This window comes from Microbacterium cucumeris, from assembly GCF_058349845.2.
The window spans coordinates 122,014-148,519 of the sequence record NZ_JBYRIZ020000006.1; the positions used below are offsets into that span (position 1 = coordinate 122,014).

Below are 26,506 nucleotides of genomic sequence, written 5' to 3' on the forward strand. Positions count from 1 at the left end.
GTCAGTCATCCCCCTTCAGGATGTCGAGGACCGTGTGAGTGATGAGCGCGAACGAGACCGCGCCCGGGTCGGGAGTGCCGAGGCTCTTGTCGCCGTGCGAGCGGGCACGGCCGAGCTTCGCTGTGAGCTGCGCCGTCGCCTCGGCGGCTTCGGTCGCGGTCTCGGCCGCGGCCGTCCAGGCGGTCACGAGGTCGTCGCCCGCATCCAGCCCCTCGGCCAGGCGATCGGCGAACGGGACGATCGCGTCGATCATGGTCTTGTCGCCCACCGTGGCTTTGCCGAAGGACATCACGGCGTCCTTCATGCGCGCGACGCCGGTGCCCACGGCCGCGGAGTCGACGCGAGCGTCGTCGCCGAGCGCCGTGCCGAGGGCGACGAGCATCTCGCCCCAGATCGCGCCGGAGGTCCCGCCGCCCTTGTCGGCCCACGCGTCGCCCGCATGCTGCAGGGTCGTGCGCGCGCCGGCCGCGCCGTCCACGGCTTCGGCGGCGGCGGACGCGGCGGCCCGGCTGCCGCGCTGCATGCCGATGCCGTGGTCGCCGTCGCCGGCGATGCGGTCGATGCGGCCGAGCTCCTCGGCCTCGGCATCCAGCATCGCGGCCATGGCGGCGAGCGCCCGGCCGATCGTCCCCGCGGCTTCGCGCGACTCGTCGGTCGAGGGCCCGATGACGAGCTGCTCCTCTTCGGCCGCGACGGCGTCGACCGCGATGCGCCCCTCGACCGCCCCGCGACGGAACGCCGGAGTGTCGCAGGCGGCGTGCCAGTGCTGCTCGAGCTCGTCGTCGAGCCACAGCAGCGTCAGCGAGACGCCGGCCATGTCGAAGCTCGTGCAGAACTCTCCGACCTCGGGCGAGACGACGGTGATGCCGGCCTCCGAAAGCAGACGGTCCACCTCGGCGTAGACGACGTAGAGCTCCTCGTACTTGACGCTCCCCAGGCCGTTGAGGATGGGCACGACGCGCGCGCCGTCCCGATCGACCCCATCGGGGATCTCCGCCAGCAGCGAGCTCACGAACAGCTCCGCGAGGCCGGCGGCCGTCGGCACGTCGATCTCGTCGATGCCCGGCTCGCCATGGATGCCGAGGCCCACGGCCATGCGCCCCTCGGGCACCGTGAACAGGGGCTCGTCGGCGCCGGGCAGCGTGCACCCGCTGAAGGCGACGCCGAGCGAGCGGGTGCGCTCGTTCGCGGCGATCGCGAGGCGCTCGACGTCATCGAGACCGAGACCGGACTCGGCGGCGGCACCGGCGATCTTGAAGACGACGAGGTCACCGGCGATGCCGCGGCGCTTCTCGCGCTCGGTCGCCGGGGCGCTGGAGATGTCGTCCGTCACCGTGACCGTTCGGCAGTCGATGCCCGCCGCACGCAGGCGCTCCTGCGCCTGCCCGAAGTGCAGGACGTCTCCGGCGTAGTTGCCGTAACTGAGCAGGACTCCACGGCCCTCGTGCGCCGCCGTGGCCACGGAATGGACCTGATGCGCGGACGGCGAGGCGAAGAGGTTCCCCATCACGGCGCCGTGGGCGAGGCCGGGACCGACGAGTCCCGCGAAGGCGGGATAGTGCCCGCTGCCGCCGCCGATCACCACCGAGACCGTGGGCTGCGCCCCTCGGGTGGAGCGGACGACTCCGCCGGTGACCGGGCGGACCCATCGGGCGCTCGCGGCGACGAAGCCGGCCTGGGAATCGGTGGCGAAGTCATCCGGATCGTTGAACAGGCGCGTCATTGCGATCTCCTTAGGCGCGAACAGGCACGGCGCTTCCCGAACCTCGTGGCAATCCTATAGGAAATTGGATCAAACTGCACCCGTCTCCGCGCCGGCCTCCGCCAGCCAGTCGGCGTCGGCCTCGCGATAGTCCTCGGGGATCGCTGACGCGGGCATCGAATCGAACACGCGGTGCCACGACTCGGCACGGGCGAGCGCCGCGAGTCGATGCGCGTCGGGGAGCGCGGCGCGCAGCCGGTTCAGGGGCGCGAGGTCGCTCCACACCTCCAGCGCGGCATCCGCCACGCGCTGCACGCGCGGATCGCCCTCGGCGGCGCCGAGCGAACGCGCGCAGACTCCGAGCGGGACGCGCAGGGCTGCGAGGGGGGACGCGGCGACGGCATCTCCGAAGTCGAAGAACCGCACGCGTCCGTCTCGCGCGAAGGCGTTGTCGTCGTGCAGGTCGTTGTGGTCCAGCGCCAAGGGGAGCCCCAGCTCGGCCACCCGCTCCCCCGCGGCGCGTGCCTCCCCGAGGGCGCGGGCGACGCCGGGACGGAACTCCGCCGGGATGCTCCAGGTGTCACGCGCGCACTCCACGTACCCCTCCGCGTCCGCGGGGTCGAGCGCCGTCATCGCGAGCTCGCCCAGATGAGCGACGGACGCTCTCGCCAAGAGCATCGCCTCGCGCACGAGCACCTCCCAGCCCGCGACATCCATCCCGCCGCTCGCGCGGACCGTCGGACCCTGGTCGGCGGTGAGCAGCAGATCGCGGTCGACGTCCACGGCGACCGGCGGCACCACGCGCTCGGGATCCACGCGCGCGAGCACCGCGACGATCCGCGCCTCCTGCTGCTGCCCAGGGCAGTTCTGCTTGACGAAATGGACCCCCGACTCGGACTCGACCCGCCACACCGCAGCCCAGGGCCGATGCTTCACGCGGCGCATCGAGACGACCTCGCCGACGCCGCTCGCCACCCAGTCGCGGAGGTCGTCGAGGAACTCACGGGACGCCCAGACGTCCGGCGTCCAGGTCACGTCGCTACCTCAAGAGGCCCAGGCTCGCCAGCGCCTGGCGGATGAGCGTGCCGCGTCCGCCCTCCATCTCGGCGGACACCTCGTCGGATGCCGCGTCCTCGGGCGAGAACCACGTCACCTCGAGCGCATCCTGCCGGGGCTCGCACGTCCCCGTCACCGGAACGACGTAGGCGAGCGACACCGCGTGCTGCCGATCGTCGTGGAAGGCGCTCACGCCGGGGATCGGGAAGTACTCGGCGACTGCGAACGGCACCGGCTGCGCCGGCAGCAGGGGGAACGCCATGGGTCCGAGATCGTTCTCGACGTGCCGGAACAGCGCGTCCCTGATCGTCTCGCCGAAGCGCACGCGACCTGACACGATGGTGCGCGTCATCTCGCCCAGCGGCGTCGAGCGCAGGAGGATCCCGACCTCGGTGACCTGGCCGACGCCGTCGGTGCGCACCGGCAGCGCCTCGACGTACAGCATCGGGAGCCGGCGCCTCGCCTCGGCGAGTTCGAACTCACTCAGCCAGCCCGGATTGCCGGCGTCCGCCGGCGCATCGCCGAACCGCGGGAGGTCGTCGTCGGAGTCCTCGGGTTCGGGGTCGGGCGTGCGGACGGTCATGGGACATTTCTATCAGGCAGGATGGTCGCGTGGATGAGGAACTGAGGATCGACCCCGCCGCGACGCGCTGGACTCCCGGCGAGCGCTCGGGACGTCCGCTGCTGGTGCTCCTGCACGGCTACGGGGCCGACGAGCACGATCTGTTCGGGCTGGTGCCGTTCCTGCCGGAGGGGATCGACGTGGCGTCGGTCGCTGCTCCCCTGACACCGCCCTGGCCGACGCCCGGTCGATCCTGGTATCCGATCGAGGGGCTGACCGCGCGCACTCCCGACGCGACGACCGCGGCCGCCCGTGCCCTCCTCGCCTGGGTGGATGCCGAGGCCGCCGGCGCATCGTCGGTGGCGCTGCTCGGGTTCTCGCAGGGCGCGGCGGTGTCGCTGCAGGCCCTGCGCCTCGAACCGGAGAGGTTCGACGCCGTCGTCGCGCTCAGCGGCTACGCCACGCCGGGCGACCTGCCGCGGGACGCCGAGCTGGCCGAACTGCGACCCGCGGTGTTCTGGGGCCGCGGCACGCACGATGACGTCATCCCGGCCGAACTGATCGCGCACACCGCCGCCTGGCTCCCCGACCACGCGGACCTCTCCGGCCGCGTCTACCCCGGCCTCACGCACAGCATCTCGGAGGACGAGCTCGCCGACGTGCGCGTGTTTCTCGAGAAGTGGGTGCAGGCGAGCGCCTGAAAGCTAGCCGTTCCGCGGCTCGTCGTCGTCCGGCCCGCGTTCGCCGTCGGCCTCCGGGGCGTCATCCGGCGCGCCGTCGTCCTCGGCATCCGCTTCCGGAGGCCGGTGCCGTCCCGCCGCCCCGAAGGCCACCGCGAAGCCGACACCGATCGCGATGCCCAGCGCGATGCCCACGCCCATGTTTTCCAGCGCGACCCCCATCGCCACGCCGACGCCCATCCCGAGCGCGATGCCGATCCCCCAGCTCGCGCGCTGACGCGCCTCGTGCGGACTCATCCCGTCATCAGCCATGCCCCCACGCTACGCAGGCGCCCTCGCCCCGGCATCCCCCGCACGACGGACCCTGCAAGCCGGACGCGACACGCCCGGGTTGCACGCACGGGAGCGCCCGGGTATCCTCGACGAGTCCTGTCCGCCGTGTCTGGAAGTCCCTTGATCTGAATCGTCGCCTCCGCGCCCCTCTTCCCGCGCGCTGACCCGACGATCCTTCACGGACACGGCATCCTCCGTCCCCTCCCCGGGGATCTCCCTTTCGCGGCCCCCGACGGCCCGGGGGCGAGGAGCCCCGGTGTCAGTGCACCCCGCACTCGACAGGAGACACCATGTCAACCCCGACCCTTCACGCATCGGTCACTCTCGACCGCGTCACGTTCACCTGGCCAGACGGCTCGATCGCCCTGGACGCGGTGTCCGGATCCTTCGGCGCCGGACGCACCGGCCTCGTCGGACGCAACGGCTCCGGCAAGTCCACGATGCTGCGGCTCATCGCCGGCGAGCTCGCACCGACCTCCGGCACGATCAGCACCAGCGACGAGGTCGCGTACCTTCCGCAGCGGCTGACGCTCGACACCGGGCGGAGGGTCGCCGAGCTCCTCGGCATCGCCGACGCCCTCGACGCCGTCCGCGCCATCGAGTCCGGAGACGTCGACCCCGCGCATTTCGACGCGGTGGGCGACGACTGGGACATCGAGGCGCGGGCCGCGGCGTCCCTCGCGGAGGCCGGCCTCGATCCTTCGTTCCTGGACCGCCGGGTCGGGGAGCTCTCGGGCGGTGAGGCCGTGCTCGTCGCGATCGCCGGCATCCGCCTGCGACGCGCGCCGATCACGCTTCTCGACGAGCCGACGAACAACCTCGACCGCGATGCCAGGGCGAAGCTGGCCGACATGGTGCGCTCCTGGAAGGGCACGCTGATCGTCGTCAGCCACGACCTCGCGCTGCTCGAGCTCATGGACGACACCGCCGAGCTGTACGCGCACACGTTGAGCGTGTTCGGCGGGCCGTACTCCGCCTGGCGCGCATGGCTGGATGCCGAGCAGGATGCCGCCAGGCAGGCCGAGCGCGATGCCGCGCAGACCCTGAAGAAGGAGAAGCGTCAGCGCATCGAGGCCGAGTCCAAGCTCGCCACCCGCGCCCAGATGGGGCGCAAGGCCTTCGAGGAGAAGCGCGTCCCGAAGATCATCATGAACGGTCGCAAGCGCGCGGCCCAGGTCTCGGCCGGGAAGCTACGCACGGAGGTCGCCGAGAAGGAGGCGGTGGCCCGCGAGGCCCTCGACGCGGCGGGCCGGCGCGTGCGCTCGGACGACTCGATGAAGATCGAGCTGCCCGATCCGCTGGTCTCGCGCAGCCGCCGCATCCTGACGATCGGCGACGGCGAGCGCGAGTGGATCGTGCAGGGACCCGAGCGCGTCGCGCTGATCGGACGCAACGGCGCGGGAAAGACCACGCTGCTCGAGCGGCTGGTCGCCTCCGGCACGGATCTCACAGAACAGCACGGATCTCGCAGCGATCCGGCGGATTCCTGCGAGAAGCCCGCCGTTCTGCGAGCTCGCGCCCACACCGATCGGATCGGGTACCTGCCGCAGCGCATCGACGGGCTCGACGAGACGCGCTCGGTGTTCGACAACATCGCGGCGAGCGCGCCGGGGATCGGAGAGAAGGAGCTGCGCAACCGCCTCGCGCGCTTCCTGATCCGCGGCGGGACGACCGACCGTCCGGTGGGCGCGCTCTCCGGGGGCGAACGGTTCCGAGCGGCTCTGGCGAAGCTGCTGCTCGCCGATCCCCCGCCGCACCTGGTGGTGCTCGACGAGCCGACGAACAACCTCGACCTGGACACGGTCGATCAGCTCGTCGAGGCGCTGCGCGCCTACCGCGGCGCGGTGCTCGTCGTCAGCCACGACGACGCGTTCCTCGAGCGGCTCGACCTCGATCTCACGCTCGAGATCGACGAGGAAGGGGCGCTGGTGCAGGTGAGCTGAGAGGCCTCGATAGCAACCGGCACCCGGACCTCGACCTGCCCGTGCTCGCGCCCGCCGCCGGCGGGCCTGGATAGAGACCGGCAGCCGGACGTCGACCCGCGAACCTGCCCGTGCTCGCGCCCGCCGCCGGCGGGCCTGGATAGAGTTGAGCGCTATGGGCGCGTCACCGGAGCTGTCGACGTCCGCGGCGATCGGCACGGACGCGCGCGTCCCGCGCGCACAGGTGATCGCCCAGGCGTGGGCCGGTCTCGGCCCGTCCATCGCCGGCCTCAGCAACGGCAGCGGCCGTCCCCTGGCCCGCACCGTCAAGCTCATCCTCGAGCCGCTCGTGATCCGTCCCGTGCAGAACCCGCACCTGGCGGGTTCGTCCCTGTCACCGGCTGCGGCGCGCGAGCTGTCGGCGCGCATCGGGGCTGCGGCGGAGGACCTCTCCGCGACGGCGGAGTGGTTCGCGATCCTCAAGAGTGCGCGACGCGCGCTCGGCATCACGGACGGCAACCCGCAGGAGCGCTACTTCCAGCGCTGCTTCGAGCTCGCCCGCACCGAGGGCACACCGGACGCGGACGATCCCACGACGCACGAGATCGCCACGGCGACCGTGGCGGAGATCGCCCAGGCGGACGGCGCGTCGATCCTGAGCCGCATCCGGGAGGTGCTCCTCGATCCGTCCGCGGCGGCGGAGCTGGAGGCACGGCTCGCGGCGGCCTGGAGCGCGCGGCGCACCAGTGACACCGTCTCCGTCGATGCGCCGCGTGTGGCGGCCGTCCTGGAGGCGTGCGCGACGAACGGGCGGTCGGGCGCGGACTTCGCCATCCTCGTCGACGAGAGCGCCGGGACCTCCGCAGCCGGTGCTCTCGCCGATCCCGGCGCCGCCCGGCTCCTCGGGCTCACGGAGCACGACGACGTCCCGGTCCCCCACCTCGGATCGACGGCGTCCAAGCGCGATCTGCCACGGCCGTTCGATCGGTCCGTGTTCGAGCGGCTGTTCGCCGCCCTCGCGGGCGGGGCGCCGGCGGACGTGGGCCGCGACGCCGAGGACATCCTTCACGACGAGGTCGCCCGGTGCGCCGCGCCCTGGGAACTGGCGTCCGAATCCGCCCGGGTCGTCATGCTGCTCGGCGCGGAGGCCTCGCATGCGCTCGAGCCGGCGGACCTGCTCCGTCCGACCGCCGCGCACCGGCATCTGCGGGACCGCTGGCAGCGCGAGGCGTATGTGCGCCGTGTGCTCCGGATGCCATCCGCCACGAGCGGCGTCCCGGAGGCGATCGCCGCCGACGTGCACGCGGTGCGCCAGGGATATCTGCGCCGGCTGTGGGTGCGGTTGCACGGGCGCGAGCTGCGCGGCACCGAGACCGCGGCAGCCGATCTCTGGGACACGCTCGACGGCGTCCTGCGATCTGTCATCATGGACCAGCGTCACCGCCTGAAGGCGGCGCTGGGGCGCGAGCAGGAGGGGGCGGCGTGAGGATCGGCATCCGCATCGACGGCGACCGTGCCCTCGTCGGGCCGTCGCCGGGGCCGGTGGACCAGACGGCGGGACCCGCGGAGCCCTTCACGACCGCGCTGATCGAGGCGCGTGGAGCACTGCTGGCCTGGAGCGTTCCGCCCGGACGCTTCCCGGATGCCGTGGTGCACGCCCCGGACCAGGCGGCCGAATGGCTCGCCGACGTCTACGGGCCGGGCGTGGCCGCTGCCGTCGCGGACGTCGATCGCCGCACGGAGGCCTCCGCCGAACCCGCCGCGATCGTCCTCGGCGACAGCGCCGAGCTGACCGGCCCGGTGCGCACGCTCGCGCTGCTGGGGTGGGCCGCGCGCTGGTGGCCCGCGGGAGGCTCCGTGCCGGCGCTCGACACCGGGCTGCTGGCCGCCGAGATCGCCCTCGCCGCGCACCGCGTCGACCACCTGCTGGACGATGAGGAGGCGACGGAGCGCGCGCTCGCCGAGGCCGCGGATGCGCCGAGCGCCCTGGAGCGCGTTCCGGCGCGGTTCGCAGGCGAGGCGGAGGCGCTCTCCGCTGCGCTCTCGGACCTCGCCGAGGATCACGGCGTCGTGCTGCGCCCCGTCGCGGCAGCACGCGATTCGTGGGCCCTGGCGGCGGGCGGATCCGTCAGCGCCGCCTCGGGCGTCGAGATCGCGCACGGCAGCGCTCCGGTCAGCTGGGCAGACGTCGCGCCGCAGTCCGTCGCCGCGGATGCCGAGGCGACCTGGTCGCTGCGCCATGTCGGCGGACAGGCGGTGCTGACCGTCGAAGTCGCCCCCGTGCCCGGCGCGGATCCCGCCGATCTCCGCGCGCGGTTCGGCCCCGAGGAGCGGGGCATCGACGTGCGGCTCGAGGTGGACGGCACGGTGCTGCGCGGATCGACGGAGGTCCCGGCATCCGTCGCCCTGCTGCCCATCGAGGAGCGCGTGCTCTGGGTGAGAGACGTGCGGATGACGTCGGTCCCCGGCCCCGCGGAATCGCCGGAGGCACGACAGGCCGCGCTGGCCTACGCCGCCGGTCGACGGACCGATCCCGAGACGAGCCTCGCCGAGCGCACGGCCGGGGCTCTGCGATGACGAGCGGTCGCGACCCGCGCGCGGTCCAGGGACGCACGCCCCTCCCGCCGAGATGGCACGCCTTGCGCGACCGCAACAACGCCGCGGCGGAGCTCCTGCACGCGGGCGACGCGGCGGCGGCGCAGGACCTGCTGCGCGAGACGCTGTCCGCTCTCGAGGACACGGACGATCCCTCCGGATGGGACCTGCGGGCGCGCGTGCAGCTGAACCTCGCCGCGGCGCTGGAGATGACCGGATCCGCCGCCGACGCCGTGCGTCTCACGGAGGCCGCGGTGGCCACGGCGTCCGACGTCCTGAGCCGGCTGGGCGATGAGCACGGCACACGGACCGTGCTCGTCAACGGCATGCTCGCGCGGGCGCAGAGCCTCGCCCTGCTGGATCGGGTCGACGACGCGCTGACCCAGATCGATGCCGCCGAGGGCGTGCTCGACGCGTACGACGTGGGGCAGGAGCCCCTGCTGCGTTTCTCCTCCCGCAACACCCGCACGGGCCTGCTGATCGGCCTCGGACGACTGCACGAGGCGGAGGCGGAGGCCCAGCGGGCACTGACCGCGGCCCTCGCGGTCGACCCCCGCCTCGCCATCCACGTGTACGTGAATCTCGGCGCGATCGCGCAGCGCACCGGCGACGAGCAGGCCGCGTGGGAGTACATGCGCATCGCCGACGGTCTGCAGGGGGAGAGCGCGGATGCTGTCGGCACCCAGCTCCTCGCCGAGAACCGCGCCCGCGTGGCGATGCAGCAGGGCCGGCTCGACGAGGCCGAGGAGGCCTTCCTCCGGGCGACGGAACTCGCGAAGGCGGCTGGGCTCCGCACCCGCCTCGCCGCGGCCAGGACCGGACTCGCGGCGGTGTATCTGCAGTCCGGCAACCCGGCTCGTGCCGCCCGGCGCCTGCGCGAGCTGATCGCCGACATGGATCCGGCCGCGGATGTGCACGAACGACGGGAGGCCTGGGGATTCCTCGGCGACGCCGAGTCCCGGCGCGGTCGATTCGCCGTCGCCGACGAGGCGTACCGCACCGCGCGGGATCTCACACGGTCGGCGCACGAGCGCTGCCGGGTCAACCTGCGGCGCGCCGAGATGCACGCCGAGTGGGCGAGCGTCACGCCTCGACCCCGCACGCGCGTCGAGCGGCTCACCGAGGGTCTGCGGCTCGCCGTCCCCGTGCTGCTGACGACGGAGGCGCTGCGCGGGGACTTCGCACCGGGTCCGGTGCGCGAGCGCTGGAGCCTGCAGGTGGCCGCACCGGCGCGCGAACTCGCGTTCCGTCTGGCCGTCGCGCTCGGGGACGGTGAGACGCTGTTCGCGCTCATCGAGAACGCCTCGGCCTCGGCGACCCTGCTGGCCGAGTCGATCGAGGCGCAGGATGCCGCGGCGGACCCCGACGCGCACGTGCCCGATCCGGCTCTCCGCGTGCTCGCACCGGTCGAGCCGGACCCGGCCACGGCCGAGGCCGCGGAGCTGCTGCCGGCGGCGGCATCCGGCTTCGTCGCCGATCAGGGTTCCTCCACGGCGGGGCTGCGGTTCGCACCGCCGCCGCGCGTCGTGGCGATCCCCGGCCGGCCGCCCGTGCTCGAGGAGCACATCCGCGCGGCGGAGGAGGAGTACGGCGTGACGATCCGCTCGGCCCATGCGGTGGTGTCCTGGTGAGGAACTGGCGCGACCTGAAGCATCTGGGGCCGGTGCGCGTTCCGCAGCGCATCGACGCCGAGCAGGTGCTGCGCGATCTCCCCGCCGGACGCGCTCCGCGCGCGCGGTTGCGCTATGTCGACGGCGACGACCTGTTCGTCAACTGGATCTGGGACCATCAGCCCGACTCGCCTCGCATGACGGTCATCGAGCGCCGACTCGTGGCGCCCGCGCTGGAGGCCCTCGCCCTGGCCGTGCCGACTCCGTTGCCCGGGGAGAGCGGTGAGCAGGCCCTGGTGCGGGCGTTGTCCAAAGGCCCGCTGATGGACCTCGAACGCGAGCAGCGGCTGGCCGAGACGCTGACCGCCGCACTCGTCCCGGCGTGGCTGGGCGCGGAGCTGAACGTCCTCGAGGCGGCCGGCCTGCGGCCGCACCTGCGCGTGCAACTGTCGCCGTCGACGTCGCACCTGCCGTGGGAGCTGCTCAGCACGTCCGACGGCGAGCGCGGCATCGACATGGTCGACGTCTCGGTGCTGCTGCCCGCGACGCTGCGCAACGACCCCGCACGCCGCGTGGCGCCGCCGTGGCGGCCTGGCGCCCCGGTGGCCGCGGTGCTGGATCCTGTGGTCCCCGGCTTCCCGGCGCACAGCGATCTCGGCAGCGTCCTGGGTCCGGTCGCGCCGGACGCGCCGCTGGCCGCGATGGTGCGGCGCCTCGGCGACCGGGTGCGACCCGCCGGAGACGCGTTCCGCCGGGCGGACATCGATCGCGCCGCGCTCGCGGATGCCGCGGCCGACGCCGGACGCCTCCTGTACGTGGGCCATGTGACGGCGTCGACGCATGCTCTCGATGCGCGCATGCATCTGTCCGACGGCCTGGGCTCCCCCGGGCTGGCCCAGCCGCTGGGCCCCCACCGCCCGTACACCGCCGCCGACATCGCCCTCGGCGCACCCGGTCTCGACCCCCTCGACGCACCGAACCGCGTCGCGCTGATCGCATGCGATTCCGGCGGCGATGCGCGCTTCGCCGAGCCGACTGGCCTCACCGCCGCCTTCGTGCACCGCGGAGCGGAGTACGTCACCGCGACCCGGTGGACACTGCCCACCGAAGCGGGTCTCGCCCGTTTCGGCACCGATCTTCGGGGCGATGCAGAGGGGATGCTGAGCGAGGCCGTCATCGCGGTGGACGCCGCGCACGAGGCCTCGGATCCGGTCGCGGCCCTCGGTGCCTGGCAGCGAGAGCAGAGGCGGCGCTGGACCGCGACCGGCGATCCGCGGTTCTCTCCGGTCATCTGGGGGGCGCTGGCGACCGCGTGGGCCCCGGCGGCTCCGCGCTGAGCCGCCGCGGACGACTCAGCGCGGAGCGCGTCGCGACCGCATGGCCCTGGTGTGCCCGAGGGCGGGATCGGCGGCCAGCGCCGCGTACGTCTGGGACTCGCGCGCCACGAGCGCGACACGCCCCTGCTCGTCGCTGAGGATCCCCCAGCCGTAGCGCTTGCCGAGCGGCGAGGACCGCAGGCACGGCTGTCCCTTCGAGAAGAACTCCTCCCGCGCGGCGGAATCGTCCGGGTCCATACCCCGACGCAGTGCGTGGACCGCGAAGACGACGTCATCGGACGTGTGCGCGTACGGCTCCTCGGCGATCAGCCGGTACTGCAGCGCCGCGATCGTCGGCGGATCGCCTGCTGGCGGCTCGGTCGCGTGGTCGGTCGGACAGTCCTCGGCGACCTCGATGAACGTCGCGCGATAGTTCGTCGTGTGCGTCGCCATGCTCTCAGGATGCCGCGTGCCGCCGACATCGTCGACCCGATGTCCGGGGCACGGACCATGATGGAGGGATGGGCGATGTGCTCGAACGCTTCACGCCGGCGACCCAGGACTGGTTCCGCGGCGCCTTCGCCGCACCCACCGCCGCGCAGGCCGGCGCCTGGGACGCGATCTCGGCCGGCAAGCACGCGCTCGTCGTCGCGCCGACCGGATCGGGCAAGACGCTGTCGGCTTTCCTGTGGGCGATCGACAGCATCTTCCGGGAGCGGACGGAGACGGCATCCGGATCGACGGACGAGGGCCTCCCGCGGACGCGCGTGCTCTACATCTCGCCGCTGAAGGCGCTGGGCGTCGACGTCGAGCGCAACCTCCGCTCCCCGCTGGTCGGCATCGGGCAGTCGGCCAGGCGACTCGGCATCCCCGCCCCGTCCGTCACGGTCGGGGTGCGCTCCGGCGACACCACCTCGAGCGACCGCCGCAAGCTGGTCGCCGATCCACCGGACATCCTCATCACGACGCCGGAGTCGCTGTACCTCATGCTCACCAGCCGAGCGGGCGAGACGCTGCGCGGCGTGCACACGGTCATCATCGACGAGGTGCACGCGGTCGCCGCGACCAAGCGCGGCGCGCACCTGGCCGTCAGCCTCGAACGGCTGGACGCCCTGCGGCGCGCGCGGGGGGCCGAAGGTCCGGCGCAGCGCATCGGCCTGTCGGCGACCGTGCGCCCGATCGACGAGGTCGCCCGGTTCCTCGGCGGCTCCGAGCCGGTCGAGATCGTCGCACCGCGCGCGAGCAAGACCTTCGAGCTCGGCGTGGTGGTACCGATCGAGGACATGACCAACCCGCCGGCACCGCCCGGAGCGCCGCCCCCCGTCGACGGCGAGCCCGCCGAGTACTCCGAGGTCACCGGATCGGTCTGGCCGCATGTCGAGGAGGCGATCGTCGATCGCATCCTGCAGAACAACTCGACCATCGTGTTCGCGAACTCGCGCCGACTCGCCGAGCGGCTCACCGGCCGGCTCAACGAGATCTATGCCGAGCGCATGGGCGAGAGCCCGCCGCCCGCTGCGGCACGGCGCGTCCCCGCGCAGATGCCCGCTCAGGGCGGAACCACCGCGGGCGCCGACCCTGTGCTCGCCAAGGCGCACCACGGGTCGGTGTCGAAGGAGCAGCGCGCACAGGTCGAAGAAGAGCTGAAGTCCGGCGTCCTGCGCTGCGTCGTGGCGACCAGCAGCCTCGAACTCGGCATCGACATGGGAGCGGTCGATCTCGTCATCCAGGTCGAGGCGCCGCCCTCCGCGGCATCCGGACTGCAGCGCGTCGGACGCGCGGGCCACCAGGTCGGGGAGGTCAGCCGCGCCGCGCTGTTCCCCAAGCACCGTGGAGACGTGCTGCACACCGCGATCGTGACGGAACGGATGTTGGCCGGCAGGATCGAGGCGATCGCCGTGCCGCGCAACCCGCTCGACATCCTCGCCCAGCAGACGGTCGCCGCGTGCGCGATCGATCCGATCGGCGTCGAGGACTGGTTCGAGACGGTCCGCCGCTCGGCGCCGTTCCAGTCCCTGCCGCGCTCGGCCTATGAGGCCACGCTGGATCTGCTCGCCGGACGCTTCCCGTCCGACGAGTTCGCCGAGCTGCGCCCGCGGCTGGTGTGGGACCGCGACGCCGGGACGCTCACCGGACGCCCTGGGGCCCAGCGCATCGCGGTCACCAGCGGCGGGACGATCCCGGATCGCGGTCTGTTCGGCGTCTTCGTCGCCGGCGAGTCGACTGGAGCGCGCGTCGGCGAGCTCGACGAGGAGATGGTCTACGAGTCCCGCGTCGGCGACGTGTTCACGCTCGGCACGACGAGCTGGCGGATCGCGGAGATCACGCACGATCGCGTCAACGTCATCCCCGCCTACGGCCAGCCGGGGCGCGTGCCGTTCTGGCACGGCGACGGCATCGGCCGACCCTTCGAGCTCGGCGAGGCGCTGGGCGCCTTCTCGCGCGAGGTCTCCACCGCGGAGCCCGCGAAGGCGACGCAGCGCCTGATGGATGCCGGGCTCGACGCTCTCGCCCGCGACAACCTCATGGCCCACCTGACCGAGCAGCGCGCCGCCACGGGGACCTTGCCGACCGACCGGACGCTCACGGTCGAGCGCGGTCATGACGAGGTGGGCGACTGGCGCGTCATCCTTCATTCCCCGTACGGAATGAAGGTGCACGCGCCCTGGGCGCTGGCGATCAACGCCCGCGTCCGGGAGCGGCTGGGCGTCGAGGGGTCGGCGGTCGCGAGCGATGACGGGATCATCGTGCGGATCCCGGATGCCGAGAGCGAGCCGCCAGGGGCGGAGCTGTTCGTCTTCGACCCCGACGAGCTGGAGCAGCTGGTGACGGAGGAGGTCGGGGGTTCGGCGCTGTTCGCCTCCCGGTTCCGCGAGTGCGCCGCGCGGGCGCTGCTCATGCCGCGCACGAATCCCAACCGCCGCACCCCGCTCTGGCAGCAGCGCCAGCGCTCCGCGCAGCTGCTGGAGGTCGCACGTCGTCACCCCACGTTCCCCGTCATCCTCGAGACGCTGCGCGAAGTGCTGCAGGACGTCTACGACCTGCCGTCGCTGCGCCGACTCGCAAGCTGGATCGCCGACCGGCGCGTGCGGCTCATCGAGACCGAGCCGGCGCAGCCGTCGCCCTATGCCAGAGACCTGCTGTTCGGCTACGTCGGCGCGTTCATGTACGAGGGCGATTCGCCGCTCGCGGAGCGACGGGCCGCGGCGCTCTCCGTCGACCCGGCGCTCCTGGGCGAACTGCTCGGCACGGTGGAGATGCGCGAGCTGCTCGATCCGGACGTCATCGCGCAGTTCGAGCGCGAGGCCCAGCGGCTCGACCCGGCCCGCCGCACCCGCGGCCTCGAGGGCGTCGCCGACCTGCTGCGGATGCTCGGGCCCCTGGATGCCGCGGAGGTGGCGGAGCGCCTGGCGGACGAGGACGACGCGGCCGACGACACCGGTCCGTCGAGCGAACGCGACGCCGCGGACGCCGTCGCGACGCCCGCGCGACGTGCTGCGGCATCCGCTCACCTCGACGACCTCGTCGCGGCCCGCCGCGCGATCGCGGTGACCGTCGGCGGCGTTGCGCGCATCGCCGCGATCGAGGACGCCGCGCGTCTGCGGGACGCCCTCGGCGTCGCCCTTCCGACCGGCATCCCGGTGGCGTTCCTGGAGCCCGTCGCCGATCCGCTCGGCGATCTGGTCGCGCGCCATGCGCGCACCCACGGCCCGTTCACGACGGACGCCGTCGCCACCCGCTTCGGCATCGGAACGGCCGTGGCGCGGCACACCCTGCAGCGGCTCGAGAGCGCAGGGCGCCTCAGCAGCGGCTACTTCCTGTCCACCGCCGAGGCGGCCCCCGACGCGGGTCCCGAGTGGTGCGACACCGAGGTGCTCCGACGCCTGCGGATGCGCTCGCTCGCCGCGATCCGCGGCAGCGTGGAACCCGTGGAGCCGGCGGCGTTCGCCCGGTTCCTCCCGGACTGGCAGCATCTGTCCCGTCCGTTGGAAGGACTCGACGGCGTGCTCGCGGTGATCGAGCAGCTCGCGGGCGTGCCGATCCCGGCGAGCGCCTGGGAATCCCTCGTCCTGCCGTCCCGCGTGCGGGACTACTCCCCCGCGCTGCTCGACGAGCTGACCGCCAACGGCGAGGTCGTCTGGGCGGGGCACGGGACGCTCCCCGGCCGTGACGGCTGGGTCTCGCTGCACCCGGTCGACCTGGCTCCCTTCACGCTGCCCGACCCCGATGAGACCGAGATCGCCCCGGACTCGCTCGAAGCCCGACTTCTCGGGGCCCTCGGTGCGGGAGGCGCTTCGTTCGCCGCGCATCTGCGCGACCGGGTCGGGGCGGAGAACGAGCAGTCGGTCCTCGACGCGCTGTGGGCGCTGACCTGGTCGGGACGCGTCACGAACGACACGTTCGCGCCGGTGCGGCAGCTGCTCGCCGGCGGATCGCAGGCGCACAAGGCCGTGCGGCGCGCCCCGCGCGCACGCACGTACCGGGGCGTGTCGTTCGGGGGGTCGACGGCGCGTCCGACGATCACGGGAGGGCGCTGGTCGCTGCTTCCGGCCGGCGAGACGGACCCGGCGCGCCGCGCCACGGTGACCGCCGGACTGCTGCTGGACCGGTACGGCGTCGTCACGCGCGGCTCTGCACAGTCCGAGGGCGTTCCGGGCGGCTTCGCCCAGGTGTACCGGGTGCTCGCGGGGTTCGAGGAGGCTGGGCACTGCCGCCGCGGGTACGTGATCGAGAAGCTCGGGGCGGCGCAGTTCGCGGCGTCCACGACGGTCGACCGCCTGCGGACCTTCGCCGGGCTCGCCGACCCTCCTCCGCGCCATGCGGTCACCCTCGCCGCGACGGACCCGGCGAATCCGTACGGGGCCGCGCTCCCCTGGCCGCGGCGCGACGGCGTCTCCCACCGCCCCGGCCGCAAGGCCGGCGGCCTCGTCGTGCTCGTGGACGGCGCGCTCGTGCTGTACCTCGAACGCGGTGGCCGCACGGTGCTCGCCTTCGACGAGAACGAGGAGACGCTGCGTGCCGCGGCATCCGATCTCGCCGCGACCTCGCGCGCCCGCCGGCTCGAGACCCTGACGGTCGAGAAGGTTAACGGCGAGCCGGTGTACGGAACCGCCTTCGCGACCGCACTCCAAGAGGCCGGCTTCGTCGCCACGCCGCGCGGCTACACACTGCGCAAAGCCGTGTGAGACAGCCCGGCGTCGGACGCGTCGACGTCCGGGCCGCCCTCTACGCTGGAGGGATGGTGCGGGAGTTCGGGATCGGAATCGGGATGCTCCTGAAGGGATTCCGGTTCTGGAGCGTGCGCCCCGGCCTCATGGCGCTCGGCCTGCTCCCCGCGTTCCTCGCCTTCCTGCTCCTCGCCGCGGCGCTGATCCCCTTCGGCCTGAGCCTCGGCATCCTCACGGACTGGGCGACGCCGTTCGCCGACGGCTGGGTCACGCCGTGGCGCGAGATCCTGCGCGTGAGCCTCGGCATCGTGATGTTCATCGCCGCGCTCGCGCTCGCGGGCGCCGTCTTCACCGCCCTTACGCTCACGATCGGCGACCCGTTCTACCAGCGGATCTGGCGCGGAGTCGAACGCGAATACGGCACGGAACCGACGGGAGAGACCGGATTCTGGGCAACCGTGGGCGAAGGCATCCGACTGATCGCCCTGGGCGTCCTCGTCGCCCTCCTGACCCTCGCGATCGGGTTCCTCCCCCTCGTCGGCGGCCTCCTCGCCTCCGTGACGGGTGTCGTCCTCAGCGGACGCCTGCTCGCCCGGGAGCTCACGGGCCGCGCCTTCGACGCGCGCGGCCTGTCGGCCTCGTCGCGGTCGGAACTGCTCTCCGTCCGCCGGGCTCGCGTGCTCGGCTTCGGCGTCGCGACCCAGCTGTGCTTCCTGGTGCCGCTGGGCGCCATCATCACCATGCCGGCGGCCGTCGCCGGGTCGACGATGCTCGCACGGTCGCTGGTCGAGCACCCCGCGGAGACAGCGGATGCCTGAGGGCGACACGGTCTTCCGGACGGCACGTCGCCTGGACGCCGCCCTCGCCGGGCAGACCGTCACGCGCTTCGACCTGCGGGTCCCCCAGGCGGCCACCGCGGATCTGACCGGACGCACCGTGCACGGATGCGTCTCGCGCGGCAAGCATCTGCTGCTGCGCGTCGGCGAGCACACGCTGCATTCCCATCTGCGGATGGAGGGCGCGTGGTACCTGTACCGCCCGGGCGAGAAGTGGCGGCATCCGGCGTTCCGCGTACGCGCCGTCGTCGGCACCGCGCGGCGCGAAGCGGTCGGCGTGGACCTCGCGGAGGTGCAGCTGCTTCCGACACGGGACGAGGACCGGTTCCTCGATCACCTGGGCCCCGATCCGTTGGGTCCGTCCTGGGATGCCGAGGAAGCCGCCCGACGGCTGAGAGCGGACTCGCGCAGCATCCATGTCGCCCTGCTCGATCAGCGCAACGTCGCGGGCTTCGGAAACGAGTACGCCGCCGAACTGCTGTTCCTGCGGGGGATCCTGCCCACGACGCCGGCCGCCGAGGTCGATGCCGGCGCCCTGCTCGCCCTCGGGGTGCGGACGATCCGCGCCAATCGCGATCGCGTCGACCGCACCTTCACCGGCGTCGCCCGGCGCGGTGAGACGGACTGGGTGTACGGACGCGCCGGCCGCCCATGCCGGCGCTGCGGAACGCTCATCCTGCGGGGTGAGCAGGGCGCGGATCCGACCCGCGAGCGCGTCACGTTCTGGTGTCCACGCTGCCAGAGATGACGATCATCCCGCTGCGGGAATGAAATCGCCCCTTCCGCGGTTGTTGATATATCCGGGAGTCTCCGGAACGGGAGGAAACGTGGGCAAGAACTACATCGATATCGAGGACGACCAGGGCGAGACGCTGCGCTACCGCAAGCACGCCAACGGCCGCGGCCTCGTCGCGCACGGCGCGAAGGTGCACCCGATGGCGATCATCGAGGCCGGCGCCTATATCGAACCGGGTGCGCGCGTGGGCGCGGGGGCGAAGGTCGCCCGCGGCGCCTGGGTGGAGCCGGATGCCGTGATCGGCGAGAACGCCTCCATCGACGCGCACGCGCACATCGGACAGGGTGCCGCCGTGGGCGCCGGGGCGCACATCGGCGTCCGCACCGAGGTCGGCGCCGGAGCGCGCATCGTGCGCGGGTCCCGCATCGGCGACGACGAGACGGTCGCCGCGGGCCTCACGATCGCCACCGACCGAAAGGGCCTCTGGCTCGCGGCCTGACCGTCGTGAGAGCGAGCGACGCCGCGAGAGGAACGGTCCGAGTTCTCTCGTGCGCGAAGCGGTTCCTCGTATGACACGGTTGGCGGCGTACACGACGAGAGGGCTTCAGCTCGCGTCCGCGATGGTCGGCCGCGCACGCTGAGACGCTCGCCCAGTCCGTCGCGGGGGCGATGCCTCGAGCGCACCGAGTAGCCTGGGGGCGTGGCGAAAGCGGGGAACGGCGCACGAGGCGGACGCGCGGGCGGTGCACGTCGCCGCACGCCGGCCGGCCGCGCGCCCGCGAACAAGACCTCCGCGAAGAACGGGACGGCGAAGAAGACCTCCGCGAAGAAGGCCGCAGCTGCGAAGGCTCAGAGGCCGTCGCGCGACGAACGGACACCATCCCGCGCGGGGCAGAGCGTGCCCGCATCCGCCGGATCCGAACCGCGCAGCTTCCGGCTGGGGGCGATCCCCGGCGCGACCCCCGGCAAGTGGATCGACACCTGGAAGCAGCGCATGCCGCACGTCCCGCTGGAGCTGGTTCCGATCGCCGTCGCCGGACAGCGCGAGGCTCTGCGCGGCCTCGACGCGGCGCTCGTGCGGCTTCCGATCGAGGATGCCGAGCTGCACGTGATCCCGCTCTACGAGGAGCTGCCGGTGGTGGTGGCATCCGTCGACTCGCACCTGCTCGCGGCGGACGAGCTGGACGCGGCCGATCTCGACGGCGAGGTGCTGCTCCGTTCGGAGGAGGACGTCCTCGCACTCGATCTTCCCGGCACGACAGCCGCCGTCGCCGGCGCCGTCCCGACGACTGCCGACCTGATCGCCACCGTCGCGACCGGAGTCGGCATCGCTGTCGTCCCGATGTCGCTGGCGCGACTGCACCACCGCAAGGACGTCGAATTCCGGGTGCTGCGCGGCGGTCCGGTCTCGACCGTGGCCTTCGCGTGGACCCGGGAGCCCGAGAACGACGACGTCGCGGTCTTCGTCGGCATCGTCCGCGGCCGCACGGCGAACTCCTCCCGTTGAGGGGGCGTCCGTCAACGTCGGACACGCGCCGTGCCGACGGTCGCGGACTGGCTAGAATCGCCGGATGGCCTCGCTTCTCTACATCAGCGTGCGCCCGGAGCGGGCCGCGGCCGATGCGGAGTACGCGTCGTTCCGTCGGGGCCTCGGCGTCGCCGAGCTCGACCGGCTGGATCTGCTCACCGCCCCGCTGGATCCCGCTACGGTCACCGGCCACCGCGGGATCGTGATCGGCGGCTCTCCGCTGAATGTCACCGACCCCGCCCCGACCGCCGAGCAGCGGCGCGTGGAGTCCGATCTCGAGCGGATCGCCGCCGCAGCGATCGACGGCGGCACCGCCGCGCTGTTCACCTGCTACGGCATCGGCGTCGTGACGAGGATGCTGGGCGGCATCGTCACGGTGGACCACCCGGAATCCGCTTCCGCCGTGACCATCCGTGCGACCGAGGCCGCCCGGCACGACCCGATCTTCGGCCCGAGCGGTCCGGAGCTGCACGTGTTCACGGCGCACAAGGAGTCCGCGGCGCAGACCCCGCCGACCGCCGAGCTGCTGGCGGAGGGGGATGCGTGCCCGGTGCAGGCGTACCGGGTCGGCACGCATCTGTACGCGACGCAGTTCCACCCGGAGCCGAGTCCCGCCGACTTCGCCGAGCGCATGACCTTCTACCGCACCAAGGGCTACTTCGACGCGAATGCGTTCGACGCGGTCCAGCAGCGCGTCCTGGCGGCGACCGTGACCGAGGGCGAGGCGCTCCTCGCCCGCTTCGCCGCGACGTTCGCCTGACGTGAGACGTCGCCTCGCCGTGAGACGTCGCCTCGCCGTGAGACTTGGCCTGCTGGGTGAGACTTGGCTCACCTGACCAAGTCTCGCTCCACAAACCAAGTCTCGCGAGCCGCGGTGGGGCGGGGCGGGGGCGGCGTCAGGTCAGGAGGGAGAGCTGGTCGCGGAGGTATGCCTCCAGGGGCATGAAGGCTCCGGATGCCGACCATCTCACGTGCGGGACGCCGTCGATCATCGAGAGCGGACCCGAGGATCCGCCGGCATCCACGGCATCCACGTCGATGACGCTCCATCCGACATGGGCCACCTCGCCCTCTCCGAACCCGCCTCGCAGCGCCCACTCGCGGCGGACCGCCCGTTCCCGCGCCGATTCGGCCGTGTAGCCCCGGCGGCCGGCATCGGCGGCACGCAGCACTTCCGCCGTCGCGAGCGCCGCATCGTCCGTCAGCAGCAGCACTCCGACGTGCCAGGCCTCACCGACCCGCACGATGCGGTCGCCGCGGAACCGGGAGTGCCGCTCCTCGCCGAGGCCTTCCTTGCGCACGCCGGCGAGCGCCGTGCGAGCCTGCTCCAGAAGCGCGGATGCCGACATCACAGCTCGCTGACAGGCGCGTTCTTCTCGGCGGCCGCGAGCCGCGCCGCATCGCCGCGCAGCGACATCGCGATGAGCGGATACAGCAGCACTGACAGCATCCCGGCACCGACGAGCGCGGCCGCGATGCCGGATTCGAGCATCCCCTGCTCCACTCCGATCGCCGTCACCGCCACGATGATGGGCAGGCCCGTGGCGGACAGCAGCGCCAGCGCCGAGCGTTCGCGCAGGCCGGCGCCGGCCGGCGCCGAGAACTGGGCGGCCGCGCCGCGGAACACCAGCAGAGCGACGAGGAAGACGGGGACGAGCGCGATCGCCTCGGGCGAGGAGAGCAGCGCCTCCAGGTCGTAGGTGATGCCGGTGTAGAGGAAGAAGATCGGCACGAGGAAGCCGAACGCGATCGCCTCGATCTTGCTCTCGATCTCCTCGGCATCCTCCTTCGGCGCCCGCGCCATGATGATGCGCCAGACCGCTCCGGCGACGAACGCACCCAGCAGCATGTCGAGGTCGAGGATCACGCTGAGCGCCACAAGAGCCGCGATGAGCAGCAGCACGAAGCGGATGCCGAACTGATCGGACGTGTGCAGCGTCGCGCGCAGGAACGCGTGCAGCCGCCCGTGCGGGGTCCGATGCGCGATGACGACGACGATCGCGGCGAGCACGACGAAGGTGAGGAGCACCGCGGTCGCGACCCAGGTGGTCCGCGTGCTCAGGAAGATCGAGATGGCGATCAGCGGCAGGAACTCCCCGACCGCCCCGATCGCCGTGACCGTGCGCCCGAAGGGCGTGGACAGCTCCCCGGCATCCCGCAGGATCGGCATCAGCGTGCCCAGCGCCGTCGAGCTCAGCGCGATGCCGATCACGACCATCCCCTCGCCCGGTGCGAAGAAGAAGCCCAGCCCGATGCCCAGCACCACGCTCAGGACCCAGCCGAGCGACGCCCGCACGAGCGGCTTCCCCGCGAGACGACGGAAGTCGATCTCCGACCCCGCGATGAAGAACAGCATCGCCAGGCCGAACTCGCTGAGCTTGTCGAGTACCTCACCGGTGTCGACCCAGCCGAGCACCGCGGGTCCGATCAGGATGCCGAGAACGAGCTCGAACACGATCACCGGGACGCGCAGCACCGGTCGCACGCCGCGTGCGAACAGGGGCGCGAGCACCGCCATCAGAGGGACGAGGATGAGACCGGCTTCGCTCGCGTTCACGGAGTCAGAGTATCGGCACCGTGCGCGTCGGACGACGGCGTCCGGCCGAGGATTCGTCACGATCGCGGCCGACGGGGCAGAATCGAGCGAGACCTTCCAAGGAGCATCCATGTCCCAGCCCGACACCGCCCGTCTGCTCATCGCGTGCGACGACCAGCCCGGCATCGTCGCGGCCGTCGCCGGCGTCCTCGCCGAGCACGGCGCGAACATCATCTCGCTGGACCAGCACTCCACCGACTCCGAGGGCGGGCGCTTCTTCCAGCGCACCGTGATCCACCTTCCGGGTCTCGCCGCCGCGCGACCAGCGCTGGAGGCCTCGATCCAGCAGGTGGCCGATCGCTTCGGCATGGAATGGTCGCTGCACGACGCCTCCCGCCGCAAGCGCGTCGCGATCTTCGTGTCGAAGTACGACCACTGCCTCATGGAGCTGCTGTGGCGCGCGCAGCGCGGCCAGCTGGACATCGACATCACGATGGTCATCTCCAACCACCCGGATCTCGCCGACGCGGTGCGCACGTTCGGCGTCCCGTTCGTGCACATCCCTTCGGGCGACAAGCAGGCCATGGAGCGGCGCCAGCTGGAGATCCTCCAGGGCAACGTCGACCTCGTCGTGCTCGCGCGCTACATGCAGATCCTCACGGACTCGTTCATCGAGGAGCTCGCCGCCCCCGTCATCAACATCCACCACTCCTTCCTGCCGGCATTCATCGGGGCCAACCCGTACGCCAGGGCCAAGGAGCGCGGTGTGAAGCTCATCGGCGCGACCGCGCACTACGCCACGGCCGACCTCGACGAGGGTCCCATCATCGAGCAGGACGTCACGCGCGTGACGCACTCCGAATCGGCCGCAGAGCTGCAGAGCCGCGGCGCCGACGTCGAGCGCCTGGTGCTCGCCCGCGCGGTGCAGTGGCACGCCGAGGACCGCGTGATCGTGCACGGCCGCTCGACCGTCATCCTCTAGGCCGGCACCCCCGCCACAAGCTCGTCGAACAGCTCGGATGCCGCATCCCACCGCGCCAGCGGCGCGCCCTGTCCGAGCCACAGCGACTGCAGCTCGCCGAGGTTCTGCGCACCGGCGGCCGTGCGGAAGCGACCGGTGAGCCAGTTCTGCATGGGGAACGGCGCGATCGTGCCGCTCGCCTCGATCGCCCGGACCGCGCGGTTGCGCGCACCGCGGGCCAGGCGCCCGCTCATGGCGCGGGTCAGCACGCTGCCGTCCGCCGCCGTGCCCCGGATGGCGGCGCGGTGGGCGTCGTTCGCCGCCGACTCAGCGGTCGCGAGGAACGCCGTGCCGACCTGCACCGCGGAGGCGCCCAGTGCGAAGGCGGCAGTGACGCCGCGGCGATCCGCGATGCCGCCGGCCGCGATCACCGGCACGCCGACGGCGTCGGCCACCTGGGGCACGAGCGCGACCGTGCCGACGAGCGACTCCTCGGCAGGGCGCAGAAATGACACGCGGTGCCCGGCGGCCTCCATGCCGCTCGCGACGACCGCGTCGACGCCGCCCGCCTCGAGCGCCAGTGCCTCCGCGACCGTCGTGGCGGTCCCGACGACTCGGATGCCGCGGTCGCGTGCTTCGGCGATCAGCTCCGCGGACGGCACGCCGTAGACCACGCTCAGCACCGCCGGCGCGGCCTCCCATATCGCTTCGAGCTGCTCGTCGAGCGACGGCACGTAGCGGTCGGGACGCGTGGGGACCTCGACGCCCACCGCCTCGTAGAAGGGTTCCAGCGCCTGCGCGAACACGGCGTGCTGCGGCCCCGGCTCCGCCTCGTCGCCCATCGGCAGCCAGATGTTGAACGCGAACGGGCGGTCGGTCACGGCCCGCAGCTCCGTGGCGGTGCGGAGGATCCGGTCGCCGTCGTAGCCGTACAGCCCGTACGACCCGAGTCCGCCTGCTTCGCTCACCGCGGCGGTGAGGGCGACGGACGACAGGCCTCCGAACGCACCGAGGACGATCGGATGCCGGATGCCGAGGAGTTCTGCGAAGGCGTTCATGGTCCGAGGCTACGCCCGACCTCGGCATCCGGTCGTTCCCGTGACGCGCTGTCAACCCCCTCCTGCCGCCCGGAGCCTTCGGCCTACCGTCGAGTCAGGAGGTCACCATGAGCACGCAACCCCACACCCCGACGACGACCCATGACGCCTGGGGCGCCGGAGATCCGCATCTGCGCATCACCCGCGGCGACGACCGGCTGATGTTCCATCTGCGCGACGACGTAGTGCGGATCGGCTCGGCCGCCGGCAACGAGCTCGTTCTGCCCGGCGCGGACGCGGTCCACGCCACGATCACGCACGACGAGCGCGACGAGTACGTGCTGACGCTGCACGGCCCCGGTGAGACGAACGCGGCGTCTCAGGACGCGTCCGGCGAACGCACCGAGATCCTGCGCACCGGGGCCCGTTTCACGGTGGGCGAGTGGGAGCTGGTGTTCGGCCGCGAGGAGTCCGCGGACCACGGACGCCCGTACGGGGGACGCCAGGGCGGCGAGCTCTCCGATCAGGATCTGCAGCCGCCGCGACCGGACTACCGCGCGGACGCCGCGGCGACGAGGAAGGAGCACGCGGCAGACTCGGCGCAGGACGGGCCGGAGGCCGCCCCCGCCGAGGCCGAGGACCCCACGACATCGAACGCCTCGGGGCAGGGCGGTTCGGCCGACGGCTCCGAGCGCTCCTCGACCACCCGGCGCCTCGCGGGTGACAAGCAGGGCGCGACGGCTTCGGACGAGGACGGCGCCTCCGACGAGCCCTGGAGTTGACCTCTCCGGCCCGCACCGTGTCGACACGGTGAGGTACTCTCGGCGTATGGCGGACGCGTTCGAGCAGCTGATGAGCTTCGTGCTATCTGCGCTCGGGCTCGTGACGATCCCGGACACCGCCCTGCTGGGGCTGGCCATCGCGATCGTCGCCGCCCTGGCCGTGGTCCTGCTCTCGTGGACCGGATTCACCGCGGTCGGCAAGGACTCTCCGCCTCACCCCCTGCGTGCCATCGATGCGTCGACTCTGCTCTCGCAGAGCGATCCGGATGCCGCCGGTCATCCCCGTCCGCGAGCGCCGGGAGCCGTGCGCGCCGTGTGACCCGTCCGTTCGCGTCGGGACACGGCAGACGCCGCACCCTCCCGACGCATCGAACGGACATCCATGGACCTCTTCTCCTTCCCTCCCCTCGCCGCGCTCCTCGACGCGGCCTACGGCGCCCTTGCGGGCCTCGCCGCCTTCCTCGAACCCGCGGCCGGCGCCTCCGCCGCCGCTCTCGCGGTCGTCGTCGTTACTCTCGTGGTGCGCGCCGTACTCATCCCGGTCGGCATCTCGCAGGCCAGGGCCGAACAGATCAGGGCGCGCCTGGCGCCGAAGCTCCGGGCGCTCCAGCAGAGGTATGGGACGAGCCCCGAGCGTCTCCAGCGCGAGACGATGAAGCTCTACCAGGACGAGAACACGTCGCCGTTCGCGGGGTGCCTGCCCGTGCTGCTGCAGGCGCCGGTGGTGGGCATCCTGTACACGCTGTTCCTGCGCACCGAGATCGCGGGGCATCCCAACGATCTGCTCGCCCACGACCTGTTCGGCGCGCCGCTCGGGACCAGTCTCGTGCACATGCTGGCGGCCGGTCCTTTCTCACTTCCGACCCTCACGGTGTTCGGCGTTCTCGTGCTCGTCATGGTCGTCGTCGCCGAGATCACCCGGCGCGTGTTCCGTCCGACGCCGGTCGAGGACTCGCCGCTGTCCTCGCCGGGGATGCTGCGGGCGATGAGCGCACTGCACTATCTGACCGCCGTCTTCGCCGTGTTCGTCCCGCTCGCGGCGGCGCTGTATCTGACGGTCACGGTCGTGTGGACGCTCGCACAGCGCGTCGTGCTGCGCCGGCGCTTCCCACTTCCGGCCTGACACGGACGCCCCGCGGCGGCGGC

At 72.6% G+C, this 26,506-nt stretch carries 24 protein-coding genes; 16 read left to right on the forward strand and 8 right to left on the reverse strand.

All coding sequences use genetic code 11. The features are described 5' to 3' along the window. Window position 1 precedes the first annotated feature (1 nt). From AC3RXZ_RS15830 to AC3RXZ_RS15840, 3 genes are all read right to left on the reverse strand, one after another. Window positions 2–1,723, reverse strand: coding sequence for a dihydroxyacetone kinase family protein (locus AC3RXZ_RS15830; RefSeq protein ID WP_243229729.1), 1,722 nt, complete (start codon window positions 1,721–1,723; stop codon window positions 2–4). A 69-nt stretch (window positions 1,724–1,792) separates the two neighbouring features. Then, the gene (locus AC3RXZ_RS15835) at window positions 1,793–2,737 is read right to left on the reverse strand and encodes an aminoglycoside phosphotransferase/kinase family protein (RefSeq protein ID WP_491494650.1); all 945 of its coding nucleotides are present in this window, start codon (window positions 2,735–2,737) and stop codon (window positions 1,793–1,795) included. Window positions 2,738–2,741: 4 nt separating this feature from the next. Next, entirely contained in the window at window positions 2,742–3,341 is a 600-nt protein-coding gene (locus tag AC3RXZ_RS15840) for an NUDIX hydrolase family protein (protein WP_243229727.1), read from the reverse strand. A 29-nt stretch (window positions 3,342–3,370) separates the two neighbouring features. Between AC3RXZ_RS15840 and AC3RXZ_RS15845 the strand changes: the two genes are divergently transcribed. Further along, window positions 3,371–4,021: an alpha/beta hydrolase gene (locus AC3RXZ_RS15845; protein WP_243229726.1), complete on the forward strand. Its 651-nt coding sequence runs from the start codon at window positions 3,371–3,373 to the stop codon at window positions 4,019–4,021. Between the two features lie 3 nt (window positions 4,022–4,024). On the opposite strand, the gene AC3RXZ_RS15850 is transcribed toward AC3RXZ_RS15845, so the two are convergent. Continuing rightward, complete coding sequence (locus tag AC3RXZ_RS15850; protein ID WP_243229725.1) at window positions 4,025–4,312, reverse strand: glycine zipper domain-containing protein; 288 nt, start codon at window positions 4,310–4,312, stop codon at window positions 4,025–4,027. 311 nt (window positions 4,313–4,623) lie between these two features. On the opposite strand from AC3RXZ_RS15850, the gene AC3RXZ_RS15855 reads away from it, so the two are divergent. From AC3RXZ_RS15855 to AC3RXZ_RS15875, 5 genes are all read left to right on the forward strand, one after another. Beyond that, the gene (locus AC3RXZ_RS15855) at window positions 4,624–6,276 is read left to right on the forward strand and encodes an ABC-F family ATP-binding cassette domain-containing protein (RefSeq protein WP_491494651.1); all 1,653 of its coding nucleotides are present in this window, start codon (window positions 4,624–4,626) and stop codon (window positions 6,274–6,276) included. 154 nt (window positions 6,277–6,430) lie between these two features. Beyond that, window positions 6,431–7,741, forward strand: a complete 1,311-nt coding sequence (locus AC3RXZ_RS15860; protein ID WP_491494652.1) for a hypothetical protein — start codon at window positions 6,431–6,433, stop codon at window positions 7,739–7,741. Further along, window positions 7,738–8,832 carry a hypothetical protein gene (locus AC3RXZ_RS15865; protein ID WP_491494653.1) on the forward strand — a complete coding sequence of 365 codons (1,095 nt, stop codon included), beginning with the start codon at window positions 7,738–7,740 and terminating at the stop codon, window positions 8,830–8,832. The genes AC3RXZ_RS15860 and AC3RXZ_RS15865 overlap by 4 nt, the downstream gene beginning before the upstream one ends. Continuing rightward, window positions 8,829–10,481, forward strand: a complete 1,653-nt coding sequence (locus AC3RXZ_RS15870; RefSeq protein WP_491494654.1) for a tetratricopeptide repeat protein — start codon at window positions 8,829–8,831, stop codon at window positions 10,479–10,481. Before AC3RXZ_RS15865 ends, AC3RXZ_RS15870 begins: the two co-directional genes overlap by 4 nt. After that, the gene (locus AC3RXZ_RS15875) at window positions 10,478–11,797 is read left to right on the forward strand and encodes a CHAT domain-containing protein (protein ID WP_243229720.1); all 1,320 of its coding nucleotides are present in this window, start codon (window positions 10,478–10,480) and stop codon (window positions 11,795–11,797) included. The genes AC3RXZ_RS15870 and AC3RXZ_RS15875 overlap by 4 nt, the downstream gene beginning before the upstream one ends. Window positions 11,798–11,812: 15 nt before the next feature. On the opposite strand, the gene AC3RXZ_RS15880 is transcribed toward AC3RXZ_RS15875, so the two are convergent. Beyond that, entirely contained in the window at window positions 11,813–12,229 is a 417-nt protein-coding gene (locus AC3RXZ_RS15880; protein ID WP_243229719.1) for a DUF6157 family protein, read from the reverse strand. 68 nt (window positions 12,230–12,297) lie between these two features. On the opposite strand from AC3RXZ_RS15880, the gene AC3RXZ_RS15885 reads away from it, so the two are divergent. The 6 genes from AC3RXZ_RS15885 (at window position 12,298) to AC3RXZ_RS15910 (ending at window position 20,804) form a co-directional block, all read left to right on the forward strand. Then, on the forward strand, window positions 12,298–16,962 hold the full coding sequence (locus tag AC3RXZ_RS15885) for an ATP-dependent helicase (protein WP_491494655.1): 4,665 nt from the start codon (window positions 12,298–12,300) through the stop codon (window positions 16,960–16,962). A 53-nt stretch (window positions 16,963–17,015) separates the two neighbouring features. Then, window positions 17,016–17,762 (forward strand): EI24 domain-containing protein, encoded by a 747-nt coding sequence (locus tag AC3RXZ_RS15890; RefSeq protein ID WP_243229717.1) that lies wholly within the window; start codon window positions 17,016–17,018, stop codon window positions 17,760–17,762. Then, complete coding sequence (locus AC3RXZ_RS15895) at window positions 17,755–18,528, forward strand: DNA-formamidopyrimidine glycosylase family protein (RefSeq protein WP_491494656.1); 774 nt, start codon at window positions 17,755–17,757, stop codon at window positions 18,526–18,528. Before AC3RXZ_RS15890 ends, AC3RXZ_RS15895 begins: the two co-directional genes overlap by 8 nt. Window positions 18,529–18,607: 79 nt before the next feature. Then, on the forward strand, window positions 18,608–19,015 hold the full coding sequence (locus AC3RXZ_RS15900; RefSeq protein WP_243229715.1) for a transferase: 408 nt from the start codon (window positions 18,608–18,610) through the stop codon (window positions 19,013–19,015). 201 nt (window positions 19,016–19,216) lie between these two features. Next, on the forward strand, window positions 19,217–20,023 hold the full coding sequence (locus AC3RXZ_RS15905; protein WP_491494657.1) for a LysR substrate-binding domain-containing protein: 807 nt from the start codon (window positions 19,217–19,219) through the stop codon (window positions 20,021–20,023). A 64-nt stretch (window positions 20,024–20,087) separates the two neighbouring features. Next, window positions 20,088–20,804, forward strand: coding sequence for a glutamine amidotransferase-related protein (locus AC3RXZ_RS15910; RefSeq protein WP_491494658.1), 717 nt, complete (start codon window positions 20,088–20,090; stop codon window positions 20,802–20,804). A gap of 136 nt (window positions 20,805–20,940) precedes the next feature. Here the strand turns inward: AC3RXZ_RS15910 and AC3RXZ_RS15915 are convergent, their stop codons facing one another. Then, on the reverse strand, window positions 20,941–21,393 hold the full coding sequence (locus tag AC3RXZ_RS15915; protein WP_243229712.1) for a glutaminase: 453 nt from the start codon (window positions 21,391–21,393) through the stop codon (window positions 20,941–20,943). After that, a complete protein-coding gene (locus tag AC3RXZ_RS15920; protein WP_491494659.1) occupies window positions 21,393–22,601 on the reverse strand; it encodes a cation:proton antiporter in 1,209 nt (402 codons plus the stop codon). The genes AC3RXZ_RS15915 and AC3RXZ_RS15920 overlap by 1 nt, the downstream gene beginning before the upstream one ends. A gap of 109 nt (window positions 22,602–22,710) precedes the next feature. On the opposite strand from AC3RXZ_RS15920, the gene purU reads away from it, so the two are divergent. Then, a complete protein-coding gene (gene purU / locus AC3RXZ_RS15925; protein ID WP_491494660.1) occupies window positions 22,711–23,562 on the forward strand; it encodes a formyltetrahydrofolate deformylase in 852 nt (283 codons plus the stop codon). On the opposite strand, the gene AC3RXZ_RS15930 is transcribed toward purU, so the two are convergent. Next, on the reverse strand, window positions 23,559–24,599 hold the full coding sequence (locus AC3RXZ_RS15930; protein ID WP_491494661.1) for an NAD(P)H-dependent flavin oxidoreductase: 1,041 nt from the start codon (window positions 24,597–24,599) through the stop codon (window positions 23,559–23,561). The two genes, purU and AC3RXZ_RS15930, sit on opposite strands and share 4 nt — an antisense overlap. 107 nt (window positions 24,600–24,706) lie before the next feature. Here AC3RXZ_RS15930 and AC3RXZ_RS15935 point away from each other — a divergent pair, with 107 nt between their 5' ends. From AC3RXZ_RS15935 to AC3RXZ_RS15945, 3 genes are all read left to right on the forward strand, one after another. Continuing rightward, a complete protein-coding gene (locus AC3RXZ_RS15935; RefSeq protein ID WP_491494662.1) occupies window positions 24,707–25,360 on the forward strand; it encodes an FHA domain-containing protein in 654 nt (217 codons plus the stop codon). A 46-nt stretch (window positions 25,361–25,406) separates the two neighbouring features. After that, a complete protein-coding gene (locus tag AC3RXZ_RS15940; protein WP_243229707.1) occupies window positions 25,407–25,679 on the forward strand; it encodes a DUF6412 domain-containing protein in 273 nt (90 codons plus the stop codon). A 63-nt stretch (window positions 25,680–25,742) separates the two neighbouring features. Next, window positions 25,743–26,483 carry a YidC/Oxa1 family membrane protein insertase gene (locus AC3RXZ_RS15945; RefSeq protein ID WP_243229706.1) on the forward strand — a complete coding sequence of 247 codons (741 nt, stop codon included), beginning with the start codon at window positions 25,743–25,745 and terminating at the stop codon, window positions 26,481–26,483. Window positions 26,484–26,506: the final 23 nt, after the last annotated feature.

Coding starts and splice junctions, on each gene's coding strand:
- AC3RXZ_RS15880 (WP_243229719.1), bottom strand. CDS start 12,229: ATGGCGACGCACACGACGAACTATCGCGCGACGTTCATCGAGGTCGCC.
- AC3RXZ_RS15855 (WP_491494651.1), top strand. CDS start 4,624: ATGTCAACCCCGACCCTTCACGCATCGGTCACTCTCGACCGCGTCACG.
- AC3RXZ_RS15940 (WP_243229707.1), top strand. CDS start 25,407: ATGGCGGACGCGTTCGAGCAGCTGATGAGCTTCGTGCTATCTGCGCTC.
- AC3RXZ_RS15830 (WP_243229729.1), bottom strand. CDS start 1,723: ATGACGCGCCTGTTCAACGATCCGGATGACTTCGCCACCGATTCCCAG.
- AC3RXZ_RS15915 (WP_243229712.1), bottom strand. CDS start 21,393: ATGTCGGCATCCGCGCTTCTGGAGCAGGCTCGCACGGCGCTCGCCGGC.
- AC3RXZ_RS15840 (WP_243229727.1), bottom strand. CDS start 3,341: ATGACCGTCCGCACGCCCGACCCCGAACCCGAGGACTCCGACGACGAC.
- AC3RXZ_RS15935 (WP_491494662.1), top strand. CDS start 24,707: ATGAGCACGCAACCCCACACCCCGACGACGACCCATGACGCCTGGGGC.
- AC3RXZ_RS15885 (WP_491494655.1), top strand. CDS start 12,298: ATGGGCGATGTGCTCGAACGCTTCACGCCGGCGACCCAGGACTGGTTC.
- AC3RXZ_RS15860 (WP_491494652.1), top strand. CDS start 6,431: ATGGGCGCGTCACCGGAGCTGTCGACGTCCGCGGCGATCGGCACGGAC.
- AC3RXZ_RS15910 (WP_491494658.1), top strand. CDS start 20,088: ATGGCCTCGCTTCTCTACATCAGCGTGCGCCCGGAGCGGGCCGCGGCC.
- purU (WP_491494660.1), top strand. CDS start 22,711: ATGTCCCAGCCCGACACCGCCCGTCTGCTCATCGCGTGCGACGACCAG.
- AC3RXZ_RS15850 (WP_243229725.1), bottom strand. CDS start 4,312: ATGGCTGATGACGGGATGAGTCCGCACGAGGCGCGTCAGCGCGCGAGC.
- AC3RXZ_RS15890 (WP_243229717.1), top strand. CDS start 17,016: ATGGTGCGGGAGTTCGGGATCGGAATCGGGATGCTCCTGAAGGGATTC.
- AC3RXZ_RS15895 (WP_491494656.1), top strand. CDS start 17,755: ATGCCTGAGGGCGACACGGTCTTCCGGACGGCACGTCGCCTGGACGCC.
- AC3RXZ_RS15930 (WP_491494661.1), bottom strand. CDS start 24,599: ATGAACGCCTTCGCAGAACTCCTCGGCATCCGGCATCCGATCGTCCTC.
- AC3RXZ_RS15945 (WP_243229706.1), top strand. CDS start 25,743: ATGGACCTCTTCTCCTTCCCTCCCCTCGCCGCGCTCCTCGACGCGGCC.
- AC3RXZ_RS15870 (WP_491494654.1), top strand. CDS start 8,829: ATGACGAGCGGTCGCGACCCGCGCGCGGTCCAGGGACGCACGCCCCTC.